Origin of the sequence: Pseudodonghicola sp., from assembly GCF_048268305.1 — a bacterium.
In the GTDB taxonomy this organism is placed as follows: domain Bacteria; phylum Pseudomonadota; class Alphaproteobacteria; order Rhodobacterales; family Rhodobacteraceae; genus Pseudodonghicola.
In genome coordinates this window covers 276,567-296,994 of the sequence record NZ_JBLWVT010000005.1, presented here as the reverse complement: position 1 = coordinate 296,994, position 20,428 = coordinate 276,567, and the positions used below count along the sequence as shown (strand labels likewise).

At 61.5% G+C, this 20,428-nt stretch carries 17 protein-coding genes, 1 tRNA gene and 1 pseudogene; 11 read left to right on the top strand and 8 right to left on the bottom strand.

The genetic code is table 11. The features are described from left to right. Positions 1–24: 24 nt before the first annotated feature. The 8 genes from ACN0V4_RS11665 (at position 25) to ACN0V4_RS11630 (ending at position 10,178) form a co-directional block, all read left to right on the top strand. Positions 25–1,668: a BCCT family transporter gene (locus ACN0V4_RS11665; RefSeq protein WP_417676229.1), complete on the top strand. Its 1,644-nt coding sequence runs from the start codon at positions 25–27 to the stop codon at positions 1,666–1,668. 97 nt (positions 1,669–1,765) lie between these two features. Continuing rightward, positions 1,766–2,989, top strand: a complete 1,224-nt coding sequence (locus tag ACN0V4_RS11660) for an aminotransferase class V-fold PLP-dependent enzyme (RefSeq protein WP_417676227.1) — start codon at positions 1,766–1,768, stop codon at positions 2,987–2,989. 53 nt (positions 2,990–3,042) lie between these two features. Next, positions 3,043–4,470 carry a cryptochrome/photolyase family protein gene (locus ACN0V4_RS11655; RefSeq protein ID WP_417676225.1) on the top strand — a complete coding sequence of 476 codons (1,428 nt, stop codon included), beginning with the start codon at positions 3,043–3,045 and terminating at the stop codon, positions 4,468–4,470. Positions 4,471–4,555: 85 nt separating this feature from the next. Then, positions 4,556–4,996 carry a TrgA family protein gene (locus ACN0V4_RS11650; RefSeq protein ID WP_417676223.1) on the top strand — a complete coding sequence of 147 codons (441 nt, stop codon included), beginning with the start codon at positions 4,556–4,558 and terminating at the stop codon, positions 4,994–4,996. Between the two features lie 27 nt (positions 4,997–5,023). After that, positions 5,024–6,130: an NUDIX domain-containing protein gene (locus ACN0V4_RS11645; RefSeq protein WP_417676221.1), complete on the top strand. Its 1,107-nt coding sequence runs from the start codon at positions 5,024–5,026 to the stop codon at positions 6,128–6,130. 183 nt (positions 6,131–6,313) lie between these two features. Beyond that, positions 6,314–7,351 (top strand): cysteine synthase A, encoded by a 1,038-nt coding sequence (locus ACN0V4_RS11640; RefSeq protein WP_417676219.1) that lies wholly within the window; start codon positions 6,314–6,316, stop codon positions 7,349–7,351. Then, a complete protein-coding gene (locus tag ACN0V4_RS11635) occupies positions 7,348–9,963 on the top strand; it encodes a DUF3772 domain-containing protein (protein WP_417676217.1) in 2,616 nt (871 codons plus the stop codon). The genes ACN0V4_RS11640 and ACN0V4_RS11635 overlap by 4 nt, the downstream gene beginning before the upstream one ends. A 125-nt stretch (positions 9,964–10,088) precedes the next feature. Continuing rightward, positions 10,089–10,178: transfer RNA gene (locus tag ACN0V4_RS11630), tRNA-Ser, on the top strand. A gap of 547 nt (positions 10,179–10,725) precedes the next feature. Here the strand turns inward: ACN0V4_RS11630 and ACN0V4_RS11625 are convergent. From ACN0V4_RS11625 to ACN0V4_RS11605, 5 genes and pseudogenes are all read right to left on the bottom strand, one after another. Beyond that, positions 10,726–10,964 (bottom strand): annotated as a pseudogene (locus tag ACN0V4_RS11625) (IS5/IS1182 family transposase); the annotation flags it as partial. A gap of 92 nt (positions 10,965–11,056) precedes the next feature. After that, a complete protein-coding gene (locus ACN0V4_RS11620; protein ID WP_417676215.1) occupies positions 11,057–11,497 on the bottom strand; it encodes a hypothetical protein in 441 nt (146 codons plus the stop codon). A 96-nt stretch (positions 11,498–11,593) separates the two neighbouring features. Beyond that, positions 11,594–12,712: a polysaccharide biosynthesis/export family protein gene (locus ACN0V4_RS11615; protein ID WP_417676213.1), complete on the bottom strand. Its 1,119-nt coding sequence runs from the start codon at positions 12,710–12,712 to the stop codon at positions 11,594–11,596. Beyond that, entirely contained in the window at positions 12,709–13,206 is a 498-nt protein-coding gene (locus ACN0V4_RS11610; RefSeq protein ID WP_417676211.1) for a hypothetical protein, read from the bottom strand. Before ACN0V4_RS11610 ends, ACN0V4_RS11615 begins: the two co-directional genes overlap by 4 nt. After that, on the bottom strand, positions 13,206–13,823 hold the full coding sequence (locus ACN0V4_RS11605; protein WP_417676209.1) for a Hint domain-containing protein: 618 nt from the start codon (positions 13,821–13,823) through the stop codon (positions 13,206–13,208). The genes ACN0V4_RS11610 and ACN0V4_RS11605 overlap by 1 nt, the downstream gene beginning before the upstream one ends. Positions 13,824–14,441: 618 nt before the next feature. Between ACN0V4_RS11605 and ACN0V4_RS11600 the strand changes: the two genes are divergently transcribed. Then, on the top strand, positions 14,442–15,314 hold the full coding sequence (locus ACN0V4_RS11600; protein WP_417676207.1) for a Hint domain-containing protein: 873 nt from the start codon (positions 14,442–14,444) through the stop codon (positions 15,312–15,314). A 489-nt stretch (positions 15,315–15,803) separates the two neighbouring features. Here the strand turns inward: ACN0V4_RS11600 and ACN0V4_RS11595 are convergent, their stop codons facing one another. The 3 genes from ACN0V4_RS11595 to ACN0V4_RS11585 form a co-directional block, all read right to left on the bottom strand. Further along, a complete protein-coding gene (locus ACN0V4_RS11595) occupies positions 15,804–16,430 on the bottom strand; it encodes a Hint domain-containing protein (RefSeq protein WP_417676205.1) in 627 nt (208 codons plus the stop codon). 120 nt (positions 16,431–16,550) lie between these two features. Beyond that, on the bottom strand, positions 16,551–16,805 hold the full coding sequence (locus ACN0V4_RS11590) for a hypothetical protein (protein ID WP_417676203.1): 255 nt from the start codon (positions 16,803–16,805) through the stop codon (positions 16,551–16,553). 284 nt (positions 16,806–17,089) lie between these two features. After that, a complete protein-coding gene (locus tag ACN0V4_RS11585; protein ID WP_417676201.1) occupies positions 17,090–17,719 on the bottom strand; it encodes a Hint domain-containing protein in 630 nt (209 codons plus the stop codon). An 839-nt stretch (positions 17,720–18,558) separates the two neighbouring features. Here ACN0V4_RS11585 and ACN0V4_RS11580 point away from each other — a divergent pair. Together ACN0V4_RS11580 and ACN0V4_RS11575 are read left to right on the top strand one after the other, a co-directional pair. After that, entirely contained in the window at positions 18,559–19,395 is an 837-nt protein-coding gene (locus ACN0V4_RS11580; protein WP_417676200.1) for a helix-turn-helix domain-containing protein, read from the top strand. Then, positions 19,374–20,213, top strand: coding sequence for a helix-turn-helix domain-containing protein (locus ACN0V4_RS11575; RefSeq protein ID WP_417676198.1), 840 nt, complete (start codon positions 19,374–19,376; stop codon positions 20,211–20,213). The genes ACN0V4_RS11580 and ACN0V4_RS11575 overlap by 22 nt, the downstream gene beginning before the upstream one ends. The last annotated feature ends 215 nt before the right edge of the window (positions 20,214–20,428 follow it).

The window sequence follows — 20,428 nt, the reverse complement described above, 5'->3', positions numbered from 1 at the left end:
CCTAGATATTCGAGGAGGTCAGAAATGACCGACGAAACAACAAATCAGGGCATCCCCCTGCCTGAGGGCGATGCGACCCTGATCGAGACCGATTACGAGATCGGTCAGGACAATATCGAAACGCAAATCGGGCCCTTCGGGGTCGACATCCACAACCCGGTGTTCCTGATCTCGGGGCTGTCGATCGTGGCCTTCGTTTTCTACACACTGGCCCTGCCAGAGCAGGCGGGCGCCGTCTTTGCCTGGCTGTTCGCCTTTGCCACCAAGACCTTCGACTGGTTCTTTCTGGGCGCGGCCAATATCTTCGTGCTGTTCTGCCTGTTGCTGATCGTGACCCCGGTGGGCCGGGTGCGGCTGGGCGGCGCGGAGGCGACGCCGGATTACAGCTATATCGGCTGGTTCGCCATGCTCTTCGCCGCCGGCATGGGCATCGGGCTGATGTTCTTCGGCGTGCTGGAGCCGGTCTATCACATGGCGGTGTCCGAGCCGCTCGGCGTGCCGTCGCCCTTTGCCGAGGACGGCAACCTGATCCCGGAAAATGTCGAGGCGGCCAAGAGAATGGGGCTGGCTGCGACGATCTTTCACTGGGGGCTGCACCCTTGGGCGATCTATGCGGTGGTGGCGCTGGCACTGGCGCTGTTTTCCTTCAACAAGGGGCTGCCGCTCACCATTCGATCGGCCTTTTATCCGATCCTGGGCGAACGCGTCTGGGGCTGGTGGGGCCATATCATCGACGTTTTGGCGGTTTTCGCCACGCTGTTCGGACTGGCGACCTCGCTGGGCTTCGGGGCGCAGCAGGCCAATGCCGGGCTGAATTATGTCTTCGGCGTGCCGGTGGGACCGACGGCGCAGGTGCTGCTGATCACCGGCATCACCTCGATCGCGCTGGTCTCGGTGCTGCGGGGGCTCGACGGCGGCGTCAAGGTTCTGTCGGAAATCAACATGGCCATCGCCGCATTCCTGCTGTTGTTCGTGCTGTTTGCCGGGCCGACGCTGTTGATCCTGACCGATTTCGCCGTGGGGCTTGGCGCCTATCTGAAGGAAATCGTGCCGCTGTCGAACCCCTTCGGGCGTGAGGACACCGGTTTCGTGCAGGGCTGGACCTCGTTCTACTGGGCCTGGTGGATCTCCTGGTCGCCCTTCGTCGGCATGTTCATCGCCCGGGTCAGCCGGGGCCGCACGGTGCGGGAATTCATCATCTGCGTGCTGATCATCCCCAGCCTGGTCTGCGTGCTGTGGATGGCGGTCTTCGGCGGTGTTGCCATCGACCAGGTGTTGAGCGATCCGGCGACATCGGCGGTGAAGGCCAATGTGATCGACAGCTATAACCCGCCGCTGTCGTTGTTCGCGATGCTCGAGGGGCTGCCGCTGGCCTCGATCACCTCGGTGATCGGGATCGTGCTGGTGATCGTCTTCTTCGTCACCTCGTCGGACTCCGGGTCGCTGGTGATCGACACCATTACCGCTGGTGGCAAGGTCGACGCGCCGGTGCCGCAGCGGGTGTTCTGGTGCGTCTTCGAAGGGGCGGTGGCCATCGTGTTGCTGCTTTCCGCCGGGGGGCTGTCCAGCCTGCAGTCGATGGTGATCTCCACCGGTCTGCCTTTCACCCTGGTGCTGCTGTTGATGTGCTGGGCGATCTGGCGCGGGCTGAGGGCCGAGCTGAGCTGACCCGCGGGATCGTGCTGCGACGATAATCCAGCCCCGGGGCGCTTGCGCCCCGGGGTCTTTTGCATTTCAGTGCGCCGCAAACAGCAGGAGGTACGGAATGGACCTGGATATCGACTTCGTGCGGGCGCAGTTTCCCGCCTTTTCCGAACCCAGCCTGAAAGGCCAGGCTTTCTTTGAGAACGCGGGCGGTTCCTATACCTGCGCGCCGGTGATCCGTCGGCTGACGCGGTTCTATACCCAGCGCAAGGTGCAGCCCTATGCGCCCTATGAGGCCAGCCGTCTTGGCGGTGAGGAGATGGACGAGGCCCGCGCGCGCATGGCGGCGATCCTGGGGGTGGAGACCGACGAGCTGTCCTTCGGCCCTTCGACCACGGCGAATACCTATGTCTTGGCGCAGGCCTTCCGGCAGTGGCTGAAGCCCGGCGAGGCGATCGTGGTCACCAATCAGGATCACGAGGCGAACTCGGGCCCCTGGCGGCGGTTGGCGGAAGAGGGCATCGAGGTGCGCGAATGGCAGGTCGATCCGCTGACCGGCCATCTCGATCCGCAGGATCTGGCGGTGCTGCTGGACGAGGATGTCCGGCTGGTCTGTTTTCCGCATTGCTCGAACGTGGTGGGGGAAATCAACCCGGTGGTCGAGATCACCGCCATGGCCCATGCCGCCGGCGCCTTTGTCTGCGTCGACGGGGTGTCCTATGCGCCGCACGGGCTGCCCGATGTCGGCAATCTGGGGCCGGATATCTATCTGTTCTCGGCCTATAAGACCTATGGGCCGCATCAGGGCGTGATGGTGATCCGCCGCCCGCTGGGCGAGCTGCTGCCGAACCAGGGGCATTATTTCAACGGCGGCACGCTCTACAAGCGGTTCACCCCGGCCGGCCCCGATCACGCCCAGGTGGCGGCCTGCGCCGGGATCGCGGATTATTACGATCTGCTCTGCGATCACCACGGCGGCCCGGCCTCGGACCCGGTCGAGCGGGCTGCCTTCGTCAACGGGCTGTTCCATGCGCATGAGACCGCACTGCTGCAGCCGCTGCTTGATGCGGTGAAGGATCGCAATGCGGTGCGGCTGCTGGGCCCGACGCGGGCGGAGCGGCGGGCGCCGACGGTGGCTCTGGCGCTGAACCGTCCGGCGGCCCCGGTGGCGGCGGCGCTGGCGCGTCATGGCATCATGGCGGGGGGCGGCGATTTTTATGCCGTCCGCGCCCTGTCGGCGCAGGGCATCGACCCCGAACAGGGGGTGCTGCGGCTGAGCTTTACCCATTACACCAGCGCGGCAGAGGTCGGCCGGCTGATCGAGGCGCTCGATCAGGTGCTGTGATCGCGGGGCGCCCTGGCCTATGATCCAGAGGCAGAAGGACGGGAGGCAGCGATATGGGGGAACGGCCGGCGATCTTGTGGTTGCGTCGTGACTTGCGGCTGGCCGATCATCCGGCGCTGACCGCCGCCTGCGCCTCGGGCCGGGCGGTGATCCCGCTTTTCATTCTGGACGATCAGGTTGAAACGCTGGGGGCGGCGGCGAAATGGCGCTTGGGGCAGGGGATAAGCTCCCTGTCGCAAGCCATTGAAGAAAAAGGCAGTCACCTGATCTTACGGCGAGGGGCTGCGGCCGATGTCCTGACCCGGCTGATCGCCGAGACCGGCGCGGCAGCGGTCTATTGGAGCCGGCTTTACGATCCTGCGGCGCGGGCGCGCGACGGGGCGATCGAGGCTGACCTGAAAGCGCGCGGGCTTGAGGTGGGCACTTTTCCCGGCGCCCTGCTGTTCGAACCCGGGATGGTTCAGACCGGCACGGGGGGCTTTTACCGGGTGTTCACCCCCTATTGGAAATCGGTGCGCGACCGGCGGGTCGATCCCTTGGTCCCGGCGCCTGCGCGGATCCCGGCGCCGGCCAGCTGGCCCGCCAGCGACCGGCTTGACGATTGGGCGCTTGGCGCCGCGCTGCGCCGGGGGGCCGCGGTGCTGCCGCGCTATACCGAGGCCGGAGAGGCGGCGGCGCTGGCCCGGCTTGATGTCTTTCTGGCCGGGGCCATCGCCGATTATCAGGCCGAGCGCGATTATCCGGCGCGGGCGGCGACCTCTGGCCTGTCGGAGGCGCTGGCGATCGGAGAGATCGCGCCGCATCGGATCTGGCACGCGGCACAGCATGCGCGGGAACGGGGGGCCGGCGACGGGGCCGAGACCTTTCTCAAGGAATTGGTCTGGCGTGAGTTCGCCTATCACCTGATGGTCCACACACCGCATATCCTGACCCGCAACTGGCGCGAGGAATGGGACAGCTTTCCCTGGAACGAGGATGCGCAAGACCTGCGGGTCATTGCCTGGACGCGGGGGCGTACCGGCGTGCCCTTTGTCGATGCGGCCATGCGCGAGCTTTACGTGACCGGGCGGATGCACAACCGTGCCCGGATGGTGGTCGCGAGCTATCTGACCAAGCATCTGCTGACCCATTGGCGCATCGGCATGGAGTGGTTCGCCGATTGCCTGACCGATTGGGATCCCGCCTCCAACGCGATGGGCTGGCAATGGTGCGCCGGCTCCGGCCCCGATGCGGCGCCCTATTTCCGCATCTTCAACCCCGAGACGCAGCGCAAGACCTATGACCCGCAAGGCGCCTATGTTCAGGCCTGGGTCGCCGAAGGCCAGCGCAACCCGCCGCAAGGCGCGCTCGATTATTTCGATGCCGTGCCGCTGAGCTGGCGGCTGGCGCCCTCCGATCTCTATCCGGCTCCGGTGGTTGGCCTGGCCGAGGGGCGGCAGCGGGCGCTTGCCGCCTATGAAAGCTACAGATCGGAGAGCTAAGCGCGCGCCCTGGCCCGACGCCCCTTGCGCCCCCCGCCGGGGGCGCGTTACCACCGCGGCAGCCATCCTCTCCGGAGCCCGCCCAATGCCCACCGCCGCCCGTCTTGTCGCCGCGATCTCTCTGGCACTGGTCGCCCTGGGCGTATCGGTGATGGTGATGGCACGGATGACCGAGATCACCAATTTCGGCTGGTTCGTGCAGGTCAACCTCGGGCTTGGGCTTGTGATCGGCTGGATGCTGATGGGGCCTCAGGCGCGACCGGGGCTGGCGGCGACGCTGAACAATGGCATCACCAGTGCGGTGGTTCTGACCGTCTGTGCCCTGGCGGTGCAGGGCGGTTACGAGATGTTCCGCCTGGCGCTGAACCGTCGCTATCACGGGCTGGGCGAGGCGATCGGCGGAATTGTCCGGAACATGCTCGACTATGCGCAGGTTCTTGCGAATCCGGAGATCCCGGTGGCGCTGTTGCTGGGGGGGCTCCTCGCCGCCGCTGCGACCCGCTTTGCCGCGAGGATGTGGCGGTAGGATGTTGAAAAACAAGGAATTATGAAATTGACGACTGTATTCTTGGCGGGCTGCCTTCAGCATCTTCCCCTGCTGGAAGCCATTCTGGGGCATCCAGCGCCGGTTTTGGAGGACGCCCGGCTGACCGGCTTTGCGCTGCATTGGGGCGATGAGGAATGCGCCGCGATCCTTTGTCCCGCCGAGGGTGCCGCGACCCCCGGTCTGCTGGCGCATCTCAGCGATGAAGACCTCGCGCGGATTGATTATTTTCAGGGAAGCTTTGGTCTGCATCTTGCTGAAATCGCAGTGGAAACCAAGGGGAAATCTGTCTCGGCCCAAGTCTTTCTGCCTGCGCCCGAGGGTGTTGTCGGCGCGCCTTGGAGCTTTGCCGATTGGCAGGTCAAATGGGCCGATTACGCCACCGCCTTGGCGGTCGAGGCGATGGGCTGGTACGGGCGGCTCGGGTCGGAGGGGCTGCGTATCCGCCTGCGCGGGATCAAGTTGCGCGCCTGGGCGCGGGTCGAGATCGCCAGCCATCCGGCCAGGGCTGGGCGTGACGTCAAGAATGACGTGAAGATGACCGACCATCACTATGCTTACATGCACTATTTCGGTTTCGAGGAGGCGCTGCTGCAATTCCGTCGCTATGACGGAACGATGAGCGAGCCGATGCCGCGCTCTTGCCTCGCCACCGGGCGAGCCAGTGTCATTCTGCCCTATGATCCGGTCCGGGACACGGTGCTGCTGGTCGAACAGTTCCGCGCGCCGCTTTACCTCGCCGGCGATCCGGCTCCCTGGCTGTGGGAACCGGTGGCCGGGATGATCGACCCGGGCGAGACGCCGGAGCAGGCGGCGCTGCGCGAGGCTGAGGAGGAGGCCGGATTGACGATCCGCCGGCTGGAGAAGGTGGGAGAGGCCTATTCCAGCTCCGGCTCCTCGATGGAGTATTGCCACCTCTTCGTCGGTCTCGCCGATCTGGAGGCGGCCGGTGGTGTCGGCGGGCTCGAAACCGAGGGCGAGGATATCCGCAGCGCGGTGATCCCTTTCGCCGAGTTGATGCGGGGGATCGACGGCTGTGGCTATCGCGACATGCCGCTCCTGGTCATCGCGAATTGGCTGGCGCGCCACCGCGACAGGCTGCGCGCGGGAATGTGATCATCTCTGCCGCGGGCGATGGGGCTGGGCGTTCATCTTTGTCCGACAGGGCGGGAACGGCGTTCCGGCCCTGTCAGCCGGTCGCGAACGGGTGTCCGCATTTCGATCAGGGTCTGCGCCCGCGCTTGAGCTTATCCCGGGGCGGCGCTACATCTTCGGCAGAAGCCGTCGATGGAGGACAGGATGAACGTTGCACAGGATCTGGCCGAGGCCATTGGACATACGCCCCTGATCCGGTTGAAGAAGGTCAGCGCGCTGACCGGCTGTGAAATCCTCGGCAAGGCGGAGTTTCTCAACCCTGGTCAATCGGTCAAGGATCGCGCCGCGCTCTACATCATCCGCGACGCCATCGCCAAGGGGCAGCTGAAACCGGGCGGCACCATCGTCGAAGGTACTGCCGGCAATACCGGCATCGGCCTGGCGCTGGTGGGTGCCTCCATGGGGTTCAAGACGGTGATCGTCATCCCCGAGACGCAGAGCCAGGAAAAGAAGGACATGCTTCGGCTGGCCGGGGCCGAGCTGGTGCAGGTGCCGGCGGCGCCCTACAAGAACCCCAACAACTATGTCCGCTATTCCCAGCGTCTGGCCGAGGAACTGGCCAAGACCGAACCGAATGGCGCGATCTGGGCCAATCAGTTCGACAATATCGCCAACAAGCAGGCGCATGTCGAGACCACCGGCCCCGAGATCTGGGAGCAGACCGACGGCAAGGTCGACGGGTTCGTCTGCGCCGTGGGCTCGGGCGGCACGCTGGCCGGCGTGGCCGAGGCGCTGCAGCCCAAGGGGGTGAAGGTGGCACTGGCCGATCCGATGGGCGCCGCGCTCTATTCCTATTACACCACCGGCGAGTTCAAGTCTGAGGGTTCCTCGATCACCGAGGGCATCGGCCAGGGCCGGATCACCGAGAACCTCAAGGGCTTCGCCCCCGATTTCGCCTATCAGATCCCGGATGAGGAGGCGCTGCCTTACGTCTTCGATCTGCTGCGCGAAGAGGGGCTGGTGTTGGGCGGTTCCTCGGCCATCAACGTGGCGGGCGCGGTGCGTCTGGCCCGTGATCTGGGCCCGGGCAAGACCATCGTCACGGTGCTGTGTGATTATGGCACGCGCTATCAGTCCAAGCTCTACAACCCGGATTTCCTCAAGGAAAAATCCCTGCCGGTGCCGGATTGGATGACCGCTGCCCCGGCCAGCATCCCCGGCGTCTTCGAAGACGTGGCATGACCCCGACCCGGCGCGCCAAAACCTTGTCCTGGGGCAGCGGCGCGCGGGCGCTGCTGCTTGTCGCGCTTGTCGCGCTGGCGCGGCCGGGGCTGGCCCAGAACGGGATCACCCAGAACTCGGTAACCACCACGACTGTCGAAGACGCGGCGGCGACCGATCCGACGGTGAAGGAGACCACAGGTCCCGCCGCCGAGGTCGCCCGCGGTGCCGCGGTGCAGGCGGCCACCGATGCCGCCTCGCTGACCACCTTGGAAAAGCGGCAACAGGCCTATTATTCAGCCTGGCTGGATACCGCCCGGCGGGCGGAGCTGGCGATTGACGCCAACCGTGCCTCGGATGCGGCGCTGGAGCAGTTGCGGGCCAATCTGGTCTCCTATCGGCAGACCTTCATGTCCGAACGGGACAAGAACTCTGCCCGGATCGCCACCCTGCAGGCGCAGGTGAACGCGCTGGGGCCGGCGCCGGAGGAGGGCAAGACCGAGGCGGTCGACATCGCCGCGCTGCGGAGCAATCTGAACGACCAGCTGGCCACGCTGAAGGTGCCGGCGCTGGTGGCGCAGGAGGCCTATAGCCGCGCTGACGGGCTGATCTCGGAAATCGACCGCATCATCCGCGACCGTCAGAAGCGCCAGCTTCTGTCGCGCGGGGAATCGCCGCTGACCCTGACGGCGGCGATGGTGGCGGTATCCGAGTTCAACGACTTCCTGCGCGACATGCGCAACGAGACGGTGAACAGCTGGCGCACCGCGCGCGACCTGCAGCGGCTGCGGTCGAATCTGCCGTTGATCCTGTTGCTGAGCGCTGTCGGCCTGCTGCTGCTGCTGCGCGGTGTCGCCTGGGCCGAGCGCGCCGGCGAGACGCTGGGCCGGCTGGCGGGGCGGGGCGTTCATGTGGGCGGTTTCGTGGTGTCGCTGGGGCGGATCGCACTGCCGCAGTTCGGGCTGTTCCTGCTGACCCGGGCGGTACATGCCTCGGAGGCGGTGGGGCTGCGAGGCACCATGCTGCTGAACCTGCTGCCGGTCTGGGGCATTACCATCTTCGGGTTCATGTGGCTGGGCGAACGGCTCTATTCCCGCAACGATCGTGAAGCGATCATCCCGCTGTCGGCACCGGCGCGGGCGGCGATGCGCCGTAACATGCTGATCGCGGCATTGGTGCTGGTGCTCTATGGCCTGGTCTCGGTGATCGAGACGGTGCAGACCATAGCGGTAACCACCCGGGCCGTGATGATGATCCCGGTGATCCTGGCGGCCTCCTGGCTGCTGATGCGGGTGCGCAAGCTGACTCTGCTGAGCGAACAGGACGGGCAGGGGATTCCCGCCGGGCTCAGGCGGGTGGCCTCGACCTTCCGGCTCCTCACCCTTGTCATCGCCATCCAGGCGCCGCTGATGGCGGCGATCGGCTATCAGGCGCTGGCCGAGGCGGTGATCTTCCCGGCCATCATGTCCCTGGCGGTCCTGGGCGTGGTGCTGGTGCTGCAACGCTTCATCAGCGACATCTACGCCTGGTTGTCCGGCAAGGGCGAGGCGGCCGAGGAAACCATCGTTCCGGCGCTGGCGGGCTTTCTGCTCGCCCTGGTGGCGCTGCCGGTTCTGGCGCTGATCTGGGGCGCGCGCCTCACCGATCTGACCGAGCTGTGGTCGCGGTTCCTGGCCGGTTTCACCATCGGCGACACCACGATCTCGCCCACCGATTTCCTCACCTTCGCGGTGGTCTTCGCCATCGGCTATGTCGCCACGCGGGCCTTGCAGGGGGCGTTGAAGAGCAGCCTGCTGCCGCGCACGAGTCTGGACGCCGGCGGCCAGAACGCGGTGGTCAGCGGGGTGGGCTATATCGGCATCATCGCCTCGGCCCTGGTGGCGGTCACGGTGGCGGGGATCAACCTCAGCTCGCTTGCCATCGTCGCCGGTGCGCTGTCGGTCGGCATCGGCTTTGGCTTGCAGAACATCGTGTCGAACTTCGTCAGCGGCATCATCCTGTTGATCGAGCGGCCGATCTCGGAAGGCGACTGGATCGAGGTCAATGGCCAGATGGGCTATGTCCGCGACATCTCGGTGCGCTCGACCCGGATCGAGACCTTCGACCGCACCGACCTGATCGTGCCGAATGCCGATCTGGTCAGTGGCATGGTCACCAACTATACCCGCGGCAATACCGTGGGGCGGGTGATCGTGCCCGTGGGGGTGGCCTATGGCACCGACACCCGGCGGGTCGAGGGCATCCTGCGCGATATCGCCAACAGCCATCCGATGGTCCTGGCCAACCCGGCGCCGAACGTGGTGTTCCAGGGCTTTGGCGCGGATTCGCTGAATTTCGAGATCAGGGCGATTCTGCGCGATGTGAACTGGGTGCTGTCGGTGAAATCCGACATGAATCACGAGATCGCCAAGCGCTTCGCCGAGGAGCGGATCGAGATTCCCTTCGCCCAGCGTGACATCTGGCTGCGCAATCCCGAGACGCTGCGCGCCGCTGTGGCGCCGCCGGTCACCACCCCCACCCAACCGGCGCCCGTGGCTGTCCCAGAGGCTGTCACGGCGTCAAAACAACCGATCCCGATGCAGCCCGACGACCTTGATGCCCCCGCGGGCGAGGCGGAAGGCGAGGAAAGCTGAGGCGCGGTTTCTCGGCCGTCGGCGCGTCACCGCGGTGGCGCTGTTCGGGCGCGATGCCTCAATCGCAAAAAGGTCAAATTTGCACCTTGCATTGGCGGCGCCGATCCGGCACATAGCCGCGGCATGGACAGTTGGCCGAGTGGTCGAAGGCGCACGCCTGGAAAGTGTGTAGGCGGGAGACCGTCTCGAGGGTTCGAATCCCTCACTGTCCGCCATTAACTCTCAAACGACTCCGTAAAGCTCCCTCAACGTCTAGTGTTATTGGGAAATGAAGACGGTTTGCGGGGGCGGTTGCCCGCTGCTATCCGTGCAGGTCTGTCTGCTTCCGCGGTTCGCCCTGAGGTAGCCTTTGGGGATCGAGACTCCGGCCATGTGACCCCTTGGTTTGATGGTGCGATTCAGTCGTTGCATTGCAAGGAACCACCATGGGGCAGGTCACGGCAGCGCCACGACCAGGCATGCTGTCAGAGCTGCGATGCGTGATCGCAAGCGTCTGACGCGGCGGTGAGCCGGGAGTTCGGCATCACCCCCAAGATGGTCGCGACTTGGCGGAAGCGTCAGACGATCGAGGATGGCAAGACCGATCCGAAGGAGCCACGTTCGTCCGTTCTCGGCGAGGCCGAGGAGGCGAGGGTTGTGGCTTTCCCGACGATACGCGCGGCTGCCGCTGAATGAGTGCCTCTATGCGCTTTAGCCGCCAAACCCTATCTGACACGATCGGCGCTGAATCGCTGTCTTCGGTGGCAGGGGAACTCGCGGTTAAGTCGCGTCGATCATGACGGTCTTTTGCGCGCGGTGTTGGGCCGCGAGACCGGCCCTCATCCGCGCGAAGACGCCTTTTACACTCCAACGCTTCCAGCGGCTGTAAAGCGTCTTGTGCGGGCCATAGGCAGCAGCAACCAGCCATTGCGGCTGGTGAAGATCATTCGGCCCAGCGCAGGCTTGCCGTCGACACGAGGCTTCCCGTGTGACTTCGGGAAGAAGGCTTCCAGAGGTGCCATCTGCGGGTCCGTCAGCCAGAAAGATTGCTCATAGATCAGTCTCCTTGCGGAGGCTGAATCAGGCCGCAGGCCAAGATCAACGGGTCCTGACCCTAGGAGTTCAAAATCTCCTCCAGCTCGCGCCGAAGGTCTGCTTCGTCCTCTGCCGACAATGTGGAAACAGTCATCCAGTCAGGGGTCTTGCTGTCGCTCTCCGGGATAGGATCAAGAAGATCGGTCGCGTCAGGAGAATACTCCAACTCGTTATCCTCTCTCTCTCCCGAACCACCATAGTGGTCGGAGAGCCTGTTCCAGGCGACCTTGAGAAGCTCCTCCTTGATCGAGACGAATGCTCTCCTCTCGTCGAATGACGTGGAGACATCGACAACGACTTGAAATTGCGTCACCTCCTGCCAGCGCATTCGAAATACAAGGGATACGGAGGCAGAAATATTTCTGCCTCCATTCAACAACTTCAACTCACAGACATTTCCGTCAATTCTTTCGACGGGTGAGCTGCCGAATTTAAATTCGGATGCAGAAACGTATTCCATGGATCACCTCCATACTTGAATATACTCATTTACCTTCACGCGCCGAGGACGCCTGTACGTCCTATGGCAAGTCCATTTGGGTCGTTAATCGCTTTCCTATCCGCCGCTTGCCATATCGGATATCTGCTTGGCCGGCAGTGTGACCCCCAAGAGAAGTTTAAGAACACGGCTGAAGCGGACATTGCCGGTTTCAGCAATGTAGATCACATCCGAGTTCCAAAGGCCGAACTCCCCAGCGGCGAGAACGCCGGTCGGTTCGGAAAAGTTAAATCGAAATACCGTGCCCACGGAGCCACTCTTCGGCGGTTGTGTCCCCGCCTGAGCCTTTCGGCGAAATACATAGACGGCCTCGGGATTTGCGGCGTCGTTATTCAGCCCGCCTGAGGCGGCAACGGCATCAATCAGCACCATGTTTGGTTGATCCAACGGGATGACCTTCTGAGCGCCGATTGCGCCCAGAACAAACACTCGACGATGTTCCGCCCGTACAACGACATTGTCCCCGGGCAGAACGGCAACGTCCTGTCTTGGATCGTCCTGAATGGCGCGGAGCCCTGCACTGCCGCCGTTTCGGCCCCGACGGATCTCGACCTTCACCTGATCCGGGGAAGCGGCGACACCGCCGGCACGTGACAACAGGGCGTTGATGCGGCGCGTCGGTATGTCGAGAGGATAGATGCCGGGTTGGCGAATATCACCCGAAATAGAGACCGAAAGCCCGCTTTCATCCATGCGCGACACGATCACCTGAGGATCCGGCGTCTGCTCCGCCAGTTTTTCTTCGACGACTGCACGCAGCTCTTCAAGCGATTTTCCCACCGCGTCGATCCGACCGACATAGGGCACGCTTAGCTTGCCCTCGCTGTCAACGGTGAGCGGCGCGATCACTGTCGGGCCGGCCTCTGTCGCTCCGAATAGGCCTTTATCAACGTTTTCAAAGACCTGGAGCTGCAGTTTCTCGTCAAGGCTGATCCGGTCAATCGTTGGTAACGGCTGACGGACGAAGCTTTCAGGGAAGCCTTTCTGAATCGGCTCCTGCATTGAAAGGACAGAGCCATAAGTGACGTCGACAATGTCAACGTTGGCCTCGGTCTGAACTGCGGAACGGGACGGGCCCGAGGAGGGCACGCTGCAGCCTGCCAGGGAAAGGCAAGCCGTTGATAGACAGGCTGCTGCAACGGTACCGAAATGGCGCGCCATCAGTTTCGACCTCATTTCTTCCATCCCCGGGACTTGGCAGAGACGTCAAAGGTCACAAAACCGGCGGCTTTCCAGAACACGCTGACCATAACGGGTTTCTCAGCGCCTGAACGAATCTCGATGGTGAAGGATTCGCAGGTAATGTCTTCCGCGCCGATCATGAACATTTTGTGCGGCGAGCCGAATGACAGGATGACCGAAGGCGGGCACAAGAAGCGTTGGGGGAATTTCACGAGGGAATAGATGTGCAAATCTTCCACCGGAGAAATATCCATGAACTCCGGATGATCTCTCAGGACAATTTCCTCATTTCCAGAAATCTCGACGGCGCCATTGGCGAGTCTCAAGATGTTCGATGGGCGAGGGGACCGGGTACTGCTAACGGCTCGCCCATCCGCCATGGAGTTGGCGGCCCAGATCTTGCGTACCGTGGCGGCGTCGCCTTTGGTGAAGTCATTTTCATAGCTTCGTTTGTAACTCATGTCACCGGTCTGCTGTCCATCGGACATCAGGAATTCCCCCATCTAAAAAATTTCAATGCATTGGCGGCCCCACCCGCGGCATCATAAAGAAGTGACGCCTCTTCATCGCTCAGGATCGGGTATTTGTTGGCTCTCGTGGGTCTTGAAGCGAATGCTGCGCCCATATGGTAATCGTCGCCACTCGATGCGGGGCTGTACTCGCAGACAAACCCGTTCACATAGAGCATTGCGGAATGTTGAAGCGAAATTGAAATAAATTCTGTTTCTTCAACATTCGCGATGCCTCCCATATCGTCATTCCTGAGTGAGGCCGCGCGAACCAATACCTCCTCCGAGCCGAACTTCTCCCTGTAAGAGAGGGAATTGGCCATGAACAACGTGATCGGAGATACGCAGAAGGGTGGCGTCCCTATCTCGGCGATCCGTATCGGGGAATTTCCGCGGCCCGACGAAATGGCCGTTCGTTTGCGACCCACGACCATCACGGTGCCTTGATCGTGAGAAACGACCAAGTCTCTGTCTTTGATTTCCCCCAACAGTTTCGGTCCGCCGGGCGTCAGCACCATTGCATTGGCTGAAAATACGCCCCGCTCAGTTGCGGCGTCGGAATATCTGCTCGGCCGTCTTCCCAAAGTTACGGTCATGCCATCCTCTTTATGTGGCCCGATCGCATCACGCTCTCAAAGCCAGAGCCAATTTGCTTATTCGCCCTTCATCCACTGTGCGCGCAACATCACGAGCGCCGAACTTCTCAACGGTGCGACAGAGGTGGCGCGTGTTCGCGTCGCAAGGTTGACATTTGTCATTCCGAACCGATGCGTCACGGCATCGGACCAAGGTTGCCAGCCCTCGGAATGCGAATTGGCGGACTGTGTTTTGAGTTCCACGTCTGCCTTGCCGGCGGGCTGTCCCGCCCTGGGAACGTGGTGTGATCCGACTGGGGCGCCTGCCTATTTGTCGCCGCTGACGAAATTGGCCTGGTGCCTTGTCCAAGCATTTCTCCCGTTGGCGTCAAGCCCGCCGGTCCGAGGCGCTGTGACAAGATATGATTTCGCTCTCGCATGGATACGCCGGTGGCTGCGACGCGTAAAAAACCGAATGCAACCCGATCGAACGCTCTGATCAGCGCCGATTTGGATATCGGATCGCAGTTTCCCTGCACCAAGGTGCGTCACCTTGAAAACAGGTAGAGAACTCCCCTGAACGCATAATGTCGGTGAGGCTTTTAAAGGTATTTTTTGATTTTTAGGGTGGGGAACAACGTGACCGAGGACCACTTGCGCTTTGTTATAAGCTTGCATCCCGTGGTGAGCGATACCCGGGTGTCCGAACCTGCAAATCGAGCGGTGCGGTTGCGTATGAGCTCCGAGCCGGGCAGGGGAGCTTCAACGGCGCCCTTCACCCAGAGGAAATGCAAGCTTTCGCTGCGACGTCGGACGTTTCTCACCAGGATCGCGGAGGCGGGGGCCGATCTGGGCATTTCTGCCGATGCCGAGATTCCGACGAAACGAGGGCTGGTTCCTCTCGGAGACATTTCGCTCACAGACCGCTTGATCACCTGGAGCGGATACCAACGGTTGACCTGCTGCAGACCCGAAACGCTGTCGCCGGCTGACCTTGAAATGTTTCCCGAATTGCGTCCCATCCGTCTGCCGTCGTCGCTTTTGGGTAATCCGCGTGCGACGCGTACTCTGGGCCTCAAGACCGTCAAATCTTATGTTCTCGTCTCTCCTGGAACGCAAATTCTGGTGGATTCCGATCTGATCCACGAATTGACTGGATATCGGAAGGTTTTCATTACGGCACGAAGCCTCTTGTCGCTGGAGGGGGTCAGCGTCGAGACGTCATGTCGCAAAGTGACCTATGTTCAGCCGATCACCCGAGCGCAGGAGATCTTTAACTCCGCCGGGTTTCGCATCGCGACCCCTCTCGACGAGGAAACGCTGCAGCTGTTGCTGTTCGGGGCGAAATATCAACATGCCAAGCTGCGCCTGGAGAGAGAGCGGGAGAGCATGTCCGAGGCCTTTCTCGCGTCGCTTGCGCCAACGCTGAGCCCCCGCACCGCGGAGTCGGTGATCCGGGCGCATCAGGAGAGGAAGATCCCCTTGCTCCGCCCCGGTACTCCAAGCTGCTGACCCCCTCCGAAAGAGGTGCGCCCATCCCAAGCGCGGTGTTCTAACCCAAAGGAATGCATGCGCCGATCACTCCCCGCGCAGGCGGACAGACGGCCCAGGCGATGGTCGGTCCGCAATCTCCTGAAGCGCCAGCTCTGGCCTCGGCAACAAGAGGCGTGTTCAAGCGCCCCTGTCATGGACGCTCCGAAACCGACGGAAATTAGCTGAACAGAACGGCTTGAGAGAAACGTCGCATCAGCAGCGGTTGCCGTGAAGACATTGGCCGCCAGCGCGATACCTTCCCTGGCTCGGCCGTCGGACAAGACCTCTGCCGAGGCAGAGCACCGAACCCCTTGTGGCGACAGGAACGGGGTGTATCGACCCAGCCGGCTCTGCTCGGGTCAAGCTGCCAAGGTTTCGACATATGCATGAAGTAGGGAAAGCCCCCAAGCGAGCCGCCGGCAAAACCGCTGCGGTTCCCGTTCTGCGGGGATTTTGACGCCAGACGCCTCAAACTGGGGGCAAGGTCAGGCTATCGCCAAGCCCCATCAGAACCGCAAATTCGCGTCTGGTGAGGCGCAGACGTGCTCTCGGCCCGTAGCGGTTCATAAAGGGATCGGCGAGCTCGGGCAGCGCCTGATCGACGAGTCCCTTCGCTTCCGTGTCGAGAGTCTCCCGTTCGGTCGGCCCGGCATAAAAGCTTTCCACCATCACGCCATTGGCGAAGACGATCTGATGTTCGCGAAACAGGAGCTGGTAGAAGACGGACGGACCGGGTCTTGCGGAACCATGACCCCCCGCCAGGAAGAGGGCCGGAACGAAAACCTCTGAAACCCCGTACAGCTCGAGGCACTGTCGTGAGGTCATCACGATGCAGTGCTGGGGATTGAGGGTAAGGCTCTGGATATTCCCGATGCACCCGGCGGGAAAGGTGACTGGCGCGTCGTCGGAACTGGCCGTCGACTGGCTCTTCAGCACTGCAAGGACTTGTTGCGCGCCGGCATTTTCGGTGTTGACGAGCATGCCGGGCTCGATCACCTCAGCCGGCAGATGTCCGGCTGAGGTGCTGACGAGGGTTCCTTGCTCCAGACCGACGGGGGTCGCAGCGGTGCCGGATCGCCCCCGGCGAGCCAACATGGGCTTGCCTCGATCCCGTCTGAGAGAGCGATCTGCGGCTCGTGCGCCGGCGTCAGGCACTAGGGATATGTGGGAGTTCATCGGAACTGGCTCCGTTCAGCTGAGCGAGCGCATAGGGTGTTATTCGTGACGCAGCTCATCGCGGCGGCGCAGCCCTTCGCGTTTGCAGATCTGATCCGCGTCCTCGACCCCCATCTTGGCCGGCCGGTCGATGGATCGGTCCCAGACAACAATTTGGGGCGTGTAGAGCTGACAGACCACCGTGCCCGCCGATGTCGCCACCGAGACAGGCGCTGTCTCGTAGTATTCGGGGGAGAGCCCGCATGCGGCCAGCATGGAGATCGGACACAGTGCCAATACAAATTTGGAAATCAAGGTGAGTCCTCTTCAGTTGTGTAGTGAAATTTTTAACGGAAGGCATCTAATTGGTTTCATGTCTTCCGCTATCTGCAGAATTCGCCGTGGGATGGGTTTCTCTTTTTGTTTCGATCAGGGAATGCCTGTGAAAATTTCCGATTTTTCGGGGCGCGTCGCGGATGGAGATGTCGGGCGGCAAGAGGGAAATCCATCGAGGCTGGAGATGCCCATCGACACGAAACTCACGGTTTTGGTGTGGGTGAGGTGCTGACTTCGATCCGCCAGGTCATTTTTTCGCGACCTCATTCCAGTTGCCTCGCCCCACACTGAAAACGCCCATGGGCAAGAAGCATTTCCACTTCCCACTCCTGCAAAACCAAACGCCCATAAACTTGATTGCCGACCGTGGTTTCATGGGGCGGCAGAGGGGAGATGTCCTGTGAGGGCTGGCCGGGAACGAGGCATGGCACGCCATTGACGAAAATGGTGCCGGGGTGCTCCAGCCGTATCTGAAAATACTCAAGTGACCGAACTGGAAAGCAAATCACATCCGGCTGCGGTATGAGATGTTCGGCGCGGACGAAGACGCAGGGAGAGCCGATCAGGGATTCAGCAAGGGGATGGGTGAGCTGGAATATTTGATCGCGTGAAACGGTTATTGCTTCGAGGTTCCCGATGCTGCCTGGGAGAAATTTTAGGCGATTCCCACCGTTCTCGCTTGATACCCATTTTGATCTGATTTCAAAAATGGGAAGAAACCCATCGCTCAGGGTGAAAACCATATCTCCCGGTTCCAGGAGCGAAATCGAAAGTTCGCAATGATAGGCGTCTATATTTGCGTCGCTGGGGAAGGAGTAGCTTCCAACCAAATGCTCCAGATCGTCAGTCGGCTCAACGAGAGAGAGATTATGAAGCTGACGTGATGGTTGCATTTTTTTACCATGATCATTTTCATCAAAACACGACGTATTTACGGAAGATAGTTAGGAATTTTCCGGCTTGTGAACCATGTGCCCCATCGGTTGATTGATGGTTCCGGAACTTCCGCCCGCCTTTCGAGCGAGCGTTCCATTCTCTTTTGGATGGCTTTTTATGATTCCCTTCGCGCGCTCCCTGAAACTTCGCTTATACGCGGGCGATCGGGCTCTGCAGAGTTCGCAAACTGGTTCCGCACTGGTCCTGATTCAGGTGCGATGCCGATCGAATTTGCGTCACTTGGTGTCGCAACCGCGCCTCTATGGCGTCAGTTTTTCGGCGGATCCACCAACGGCGAAGGCTGAAAGTGGCATGTCTCCCGTTTCAGCGGGGAGGGCTGAGATCAATGGCTCCCCTTGACGCATTCGAGGGGGGGCGCCCATGTGCTGGGGGGCTCTCGGCCGCCATCAAAGGGGGCGAAGGTGCCGCGACCGGCCTGTTCCTGGCGCAGGCCCTCGCTCTCGGTAGCTGACCGGCACGTCGCACATTTCGAAACGGATCGCTGTGCGACCTTCTGACTGTGCAGAAGCGGGATTCCGGCTGAGCCTGATACCCGGACTGAGCGGCGGCCTGTTAGGTTTGCATCACGCGTCTTCGATTATTTTAGCTGCAAACGATTCGACCAGTTGACAGGAGTGGAGCCCGTTTGCGAAGTTGCCAGTTACCGCCCCCATCGTTGTTCGTCATCTGCAGGTTAGTTGTACGTAGAAAGTGCAATTGTCGCAGCTGACGTGAGTGAAAACGGAAGTTGCAACCATTGTGTGGTAAGAGGGGGGCGACTTCTGGAATGAAGGAAATGACTGATTATCAATGTGATAGAGCATCTCATATCACAAGGAATATCCAATTTCTCGTGGCCAGTGAGCCATCTATATCCGCCGCGGCGCGGCGCCTTGGCATCAACCGCCAACAATTGAACAAATATCTCAATGGATCCTCGGTCCCGTCGCTGCGCATTCTTCGCCGCTTCGCTGTGGCGTTCGATCTGCCCACCGAAGTGCTGACTGGCCCGCCCGAGCTTTTGTCGCGAGCGCAAATGCGCAGTCAAGCGGGCGCGCAGCGGCGCCCTGAGCATCAGCTCGTCGACCAACTCGTCGTGATCTCCGAGAATGCTAAAGCTGATCTTGCGCCCTATTGCGGGCGGTATTTCCGCTATCACATCATACCGACGTCTCCGCAGCAGATTTTGCGCAGCTACATGGTCATTTATCAACATGGCAGCATGACTTACGCGCTTGTTCTCGAACGTGTCGTGAAAGGCGGAAGTGATTGGAAAATTTCGGAAATCCGTCGAGCGACCCATATCGTTACCTTTATTCAGGATCGGCTTCAGCTCGTCGAAAGCAGCGCGTACGGCGAGGACTCGGTTCCAGGATTTTCGCTACTCTATCCGGCCTATATCCCCGGGATCCAGTATATGAGCGGCATGCTGATGACCAGCTTCGGCTTCGGTACGAGACCGATCTACGAATCCAATCTGGTGCTGCAGCGCTTGCCCGGATCGCGTCACATCAGGCGCAACATGAAGGCCTGCGGTCTTTTTGATCTGGGCGATCCCTCGTTGAATGACGAAGTTCGTTACCGCCTGAGCCCAGAAGACAGTGCGCCTGCATGTCGCCTGGCAAGCAGGTAGGGCGCATCATGAAGAGTAGGGAACATTACTATTTTCCTGAGAACCTTCGCGTCATCGTGCAAAGCTACTCAGGCACGTCGCATGCCGCACTGCAGTTCGGCATCAGCCGCCAGCAGCTCAACAAGTATCTCAGCGGCAGGAGCATGCCGTCGATAGAGACGCTGCAGAGCATCGCCGGTACAGCAGGCCTGCGGCCAGATGATCTGCTGTTGCCGCCTCAGGCGTTCATGAACCTGTGGCAGCCGCCCCTGCAATTGCAGGGGCTGTCACCGCGCGTCGAGAAGATGATGAATGGCCTGTTCGAGAATATGGCGCAAACGAAGGAAATCCTGGCGCAGTATTGCGGCGCCTATCACATGTATGGCCGGCTGCTGACCAACCGGGACAGGATCGGCCGCGCCTATTCGGTAATCTTCCAGGATGGCGCGCTGACCCTCATCAAGACGGTCATGTATATCGACGCCTATGGCCAGGGTTTCGGGGCACGGCCCCCGATGAAGGTGGAAGGGGTGGTGCAGTGGCTCGGCGAGCGGCTCTATATTGTCGAGGTTCAGGACCTCGGACGGCCGAATGCACGGCTGATTAACTTTGTGATCGACCCGCCGGTGCTGCCCTATCAGCCCTATCTGACAGGGAACATGACGACAACGAACAACTCGCTTATGCGGCCAGCCTATACGATACCGATCGTGTGTGAACGTTTGCAGGGCCGGCGCTTGATGAAGGCGGACCTGAGGGCCTGCGGGGTATTCCACAAGGACGCTCCGGAAATTGGTCCGGAAGTGCGCCATATGCTCGGCATCGGCGTCGCAAGCTGACCCTTCGTCACGCCAGGACCCAAGGTGCGTCACCCAAAGGTGGCGCACCTTGTCTGCCTCAGCGATCCATTCCCAAGACTACCGGTGTTTAATTCTGTGAAGTTGCGCACCATTGGGTTTCGACGCACTCACTTCTGTCGCACCGTAGAGAATAGCCCGAATCCTCCCACTCGCCGAAGAATATCAACAAGGGCGATGTAAACGCTCAACCGGTA

Coding starts and splice junctions, on each gene's coding strand:
- ACN0V4_RS11620 (WP_417676215.1), bottom strand. CDS start 11,497: ATGGAATACGTTTCTGCATCCGAATTTAAATTCGGCAGCTCACCCGTC.
- ACN0V4_RS11605 (WP_417676209.1), bottom strand. CDS start 13,823: ATGACCGTAACTTTGGGAAGACGGCCGAGCAGATATTCCGACGCCGCA.
- ACN0V4_RS11615 (WP_417676213.1), bottom strand. CDS start 12,712: ATGAGGTCGAAACTGATGGCGCGCCATTTCGGTACCGTTGCAGCAGCC.
- ACN0V4_RS11635 (WP_417676217.1), top strand. CDS start 7,348: ATGACCCCGACCCGGCGCGCCAAAACCTTGTCCTGGGGCAGCGGCGCG.
- ACN0V4_RS11595 (WP_417676205.1), bottom strand. CDS start 16,430: ATGTTGGCTCGCCGGGGGCGATCCGGCACCGCTGCGACCCCCGTCGGT.
- ACN0V4_RS11640 (WP_417676219.1), top strand. CDS start 6,314: ATGAACGTTGCACAGGATCTGGCCGAGGCCATTGGACATACGCCCCTG.
- ACN0V4_RS11575 (WP_417676198.1), top strand. CDS start 19,374: ATGTCGCCTGGCAAGCAGGTAGGGCGCATCATGAAGAGTAGGGAACAT.
- ACN0V4_RS11665 (WP_417676229.1), top strand. CDS start 25: ATGACCGACGAAACAACAAATCAGGGCATCCCCCTGCCTGAGGGCGAT.
- ACN0V4_RS11610 (WP_417676211.1), bottom strand. CDS start 13,206: ATGTCCGATGGACAGCAGACCGGTGACATGAGTTACAAACGAAGCTAT.
- ACN0V4_RS11660 (WP_417676227.1), top strand. CDS start 1,766: ATGGACCTGGATATCGACTTCGTGCGGGCGCAGTTTCCCGCCTTTTCC.
- ACN0V4_RS11650 (WP_417676223.1), top strand. CDS start 4,556: ATGCCCACCGCCGCCCGTCTTGTCGCCGCGATCTCTCTGGCACTGGTC.
- ACN0V4_RS11585 (WP_417676201.1), bottom strand. CDS start 17,719: ATGCAACCATCACGTCAGCTTCATAATCTCTCTCTCGTTGAGCCGACT.
- ACN0V4_RS11580 (WP_417676200.1), top strand. CDS start 18,559: ATGACTGATTATCAATGTGATAGAGCATCTCATATCACAAGGAATATC.
- ACN0V4_RS11655 (WP_417676225.1), top strand. CDS start 3,043: ATGGGGGAACGGCCGGCGATCTTGTGGTTGCGTCGTGACTTGCGGCTG.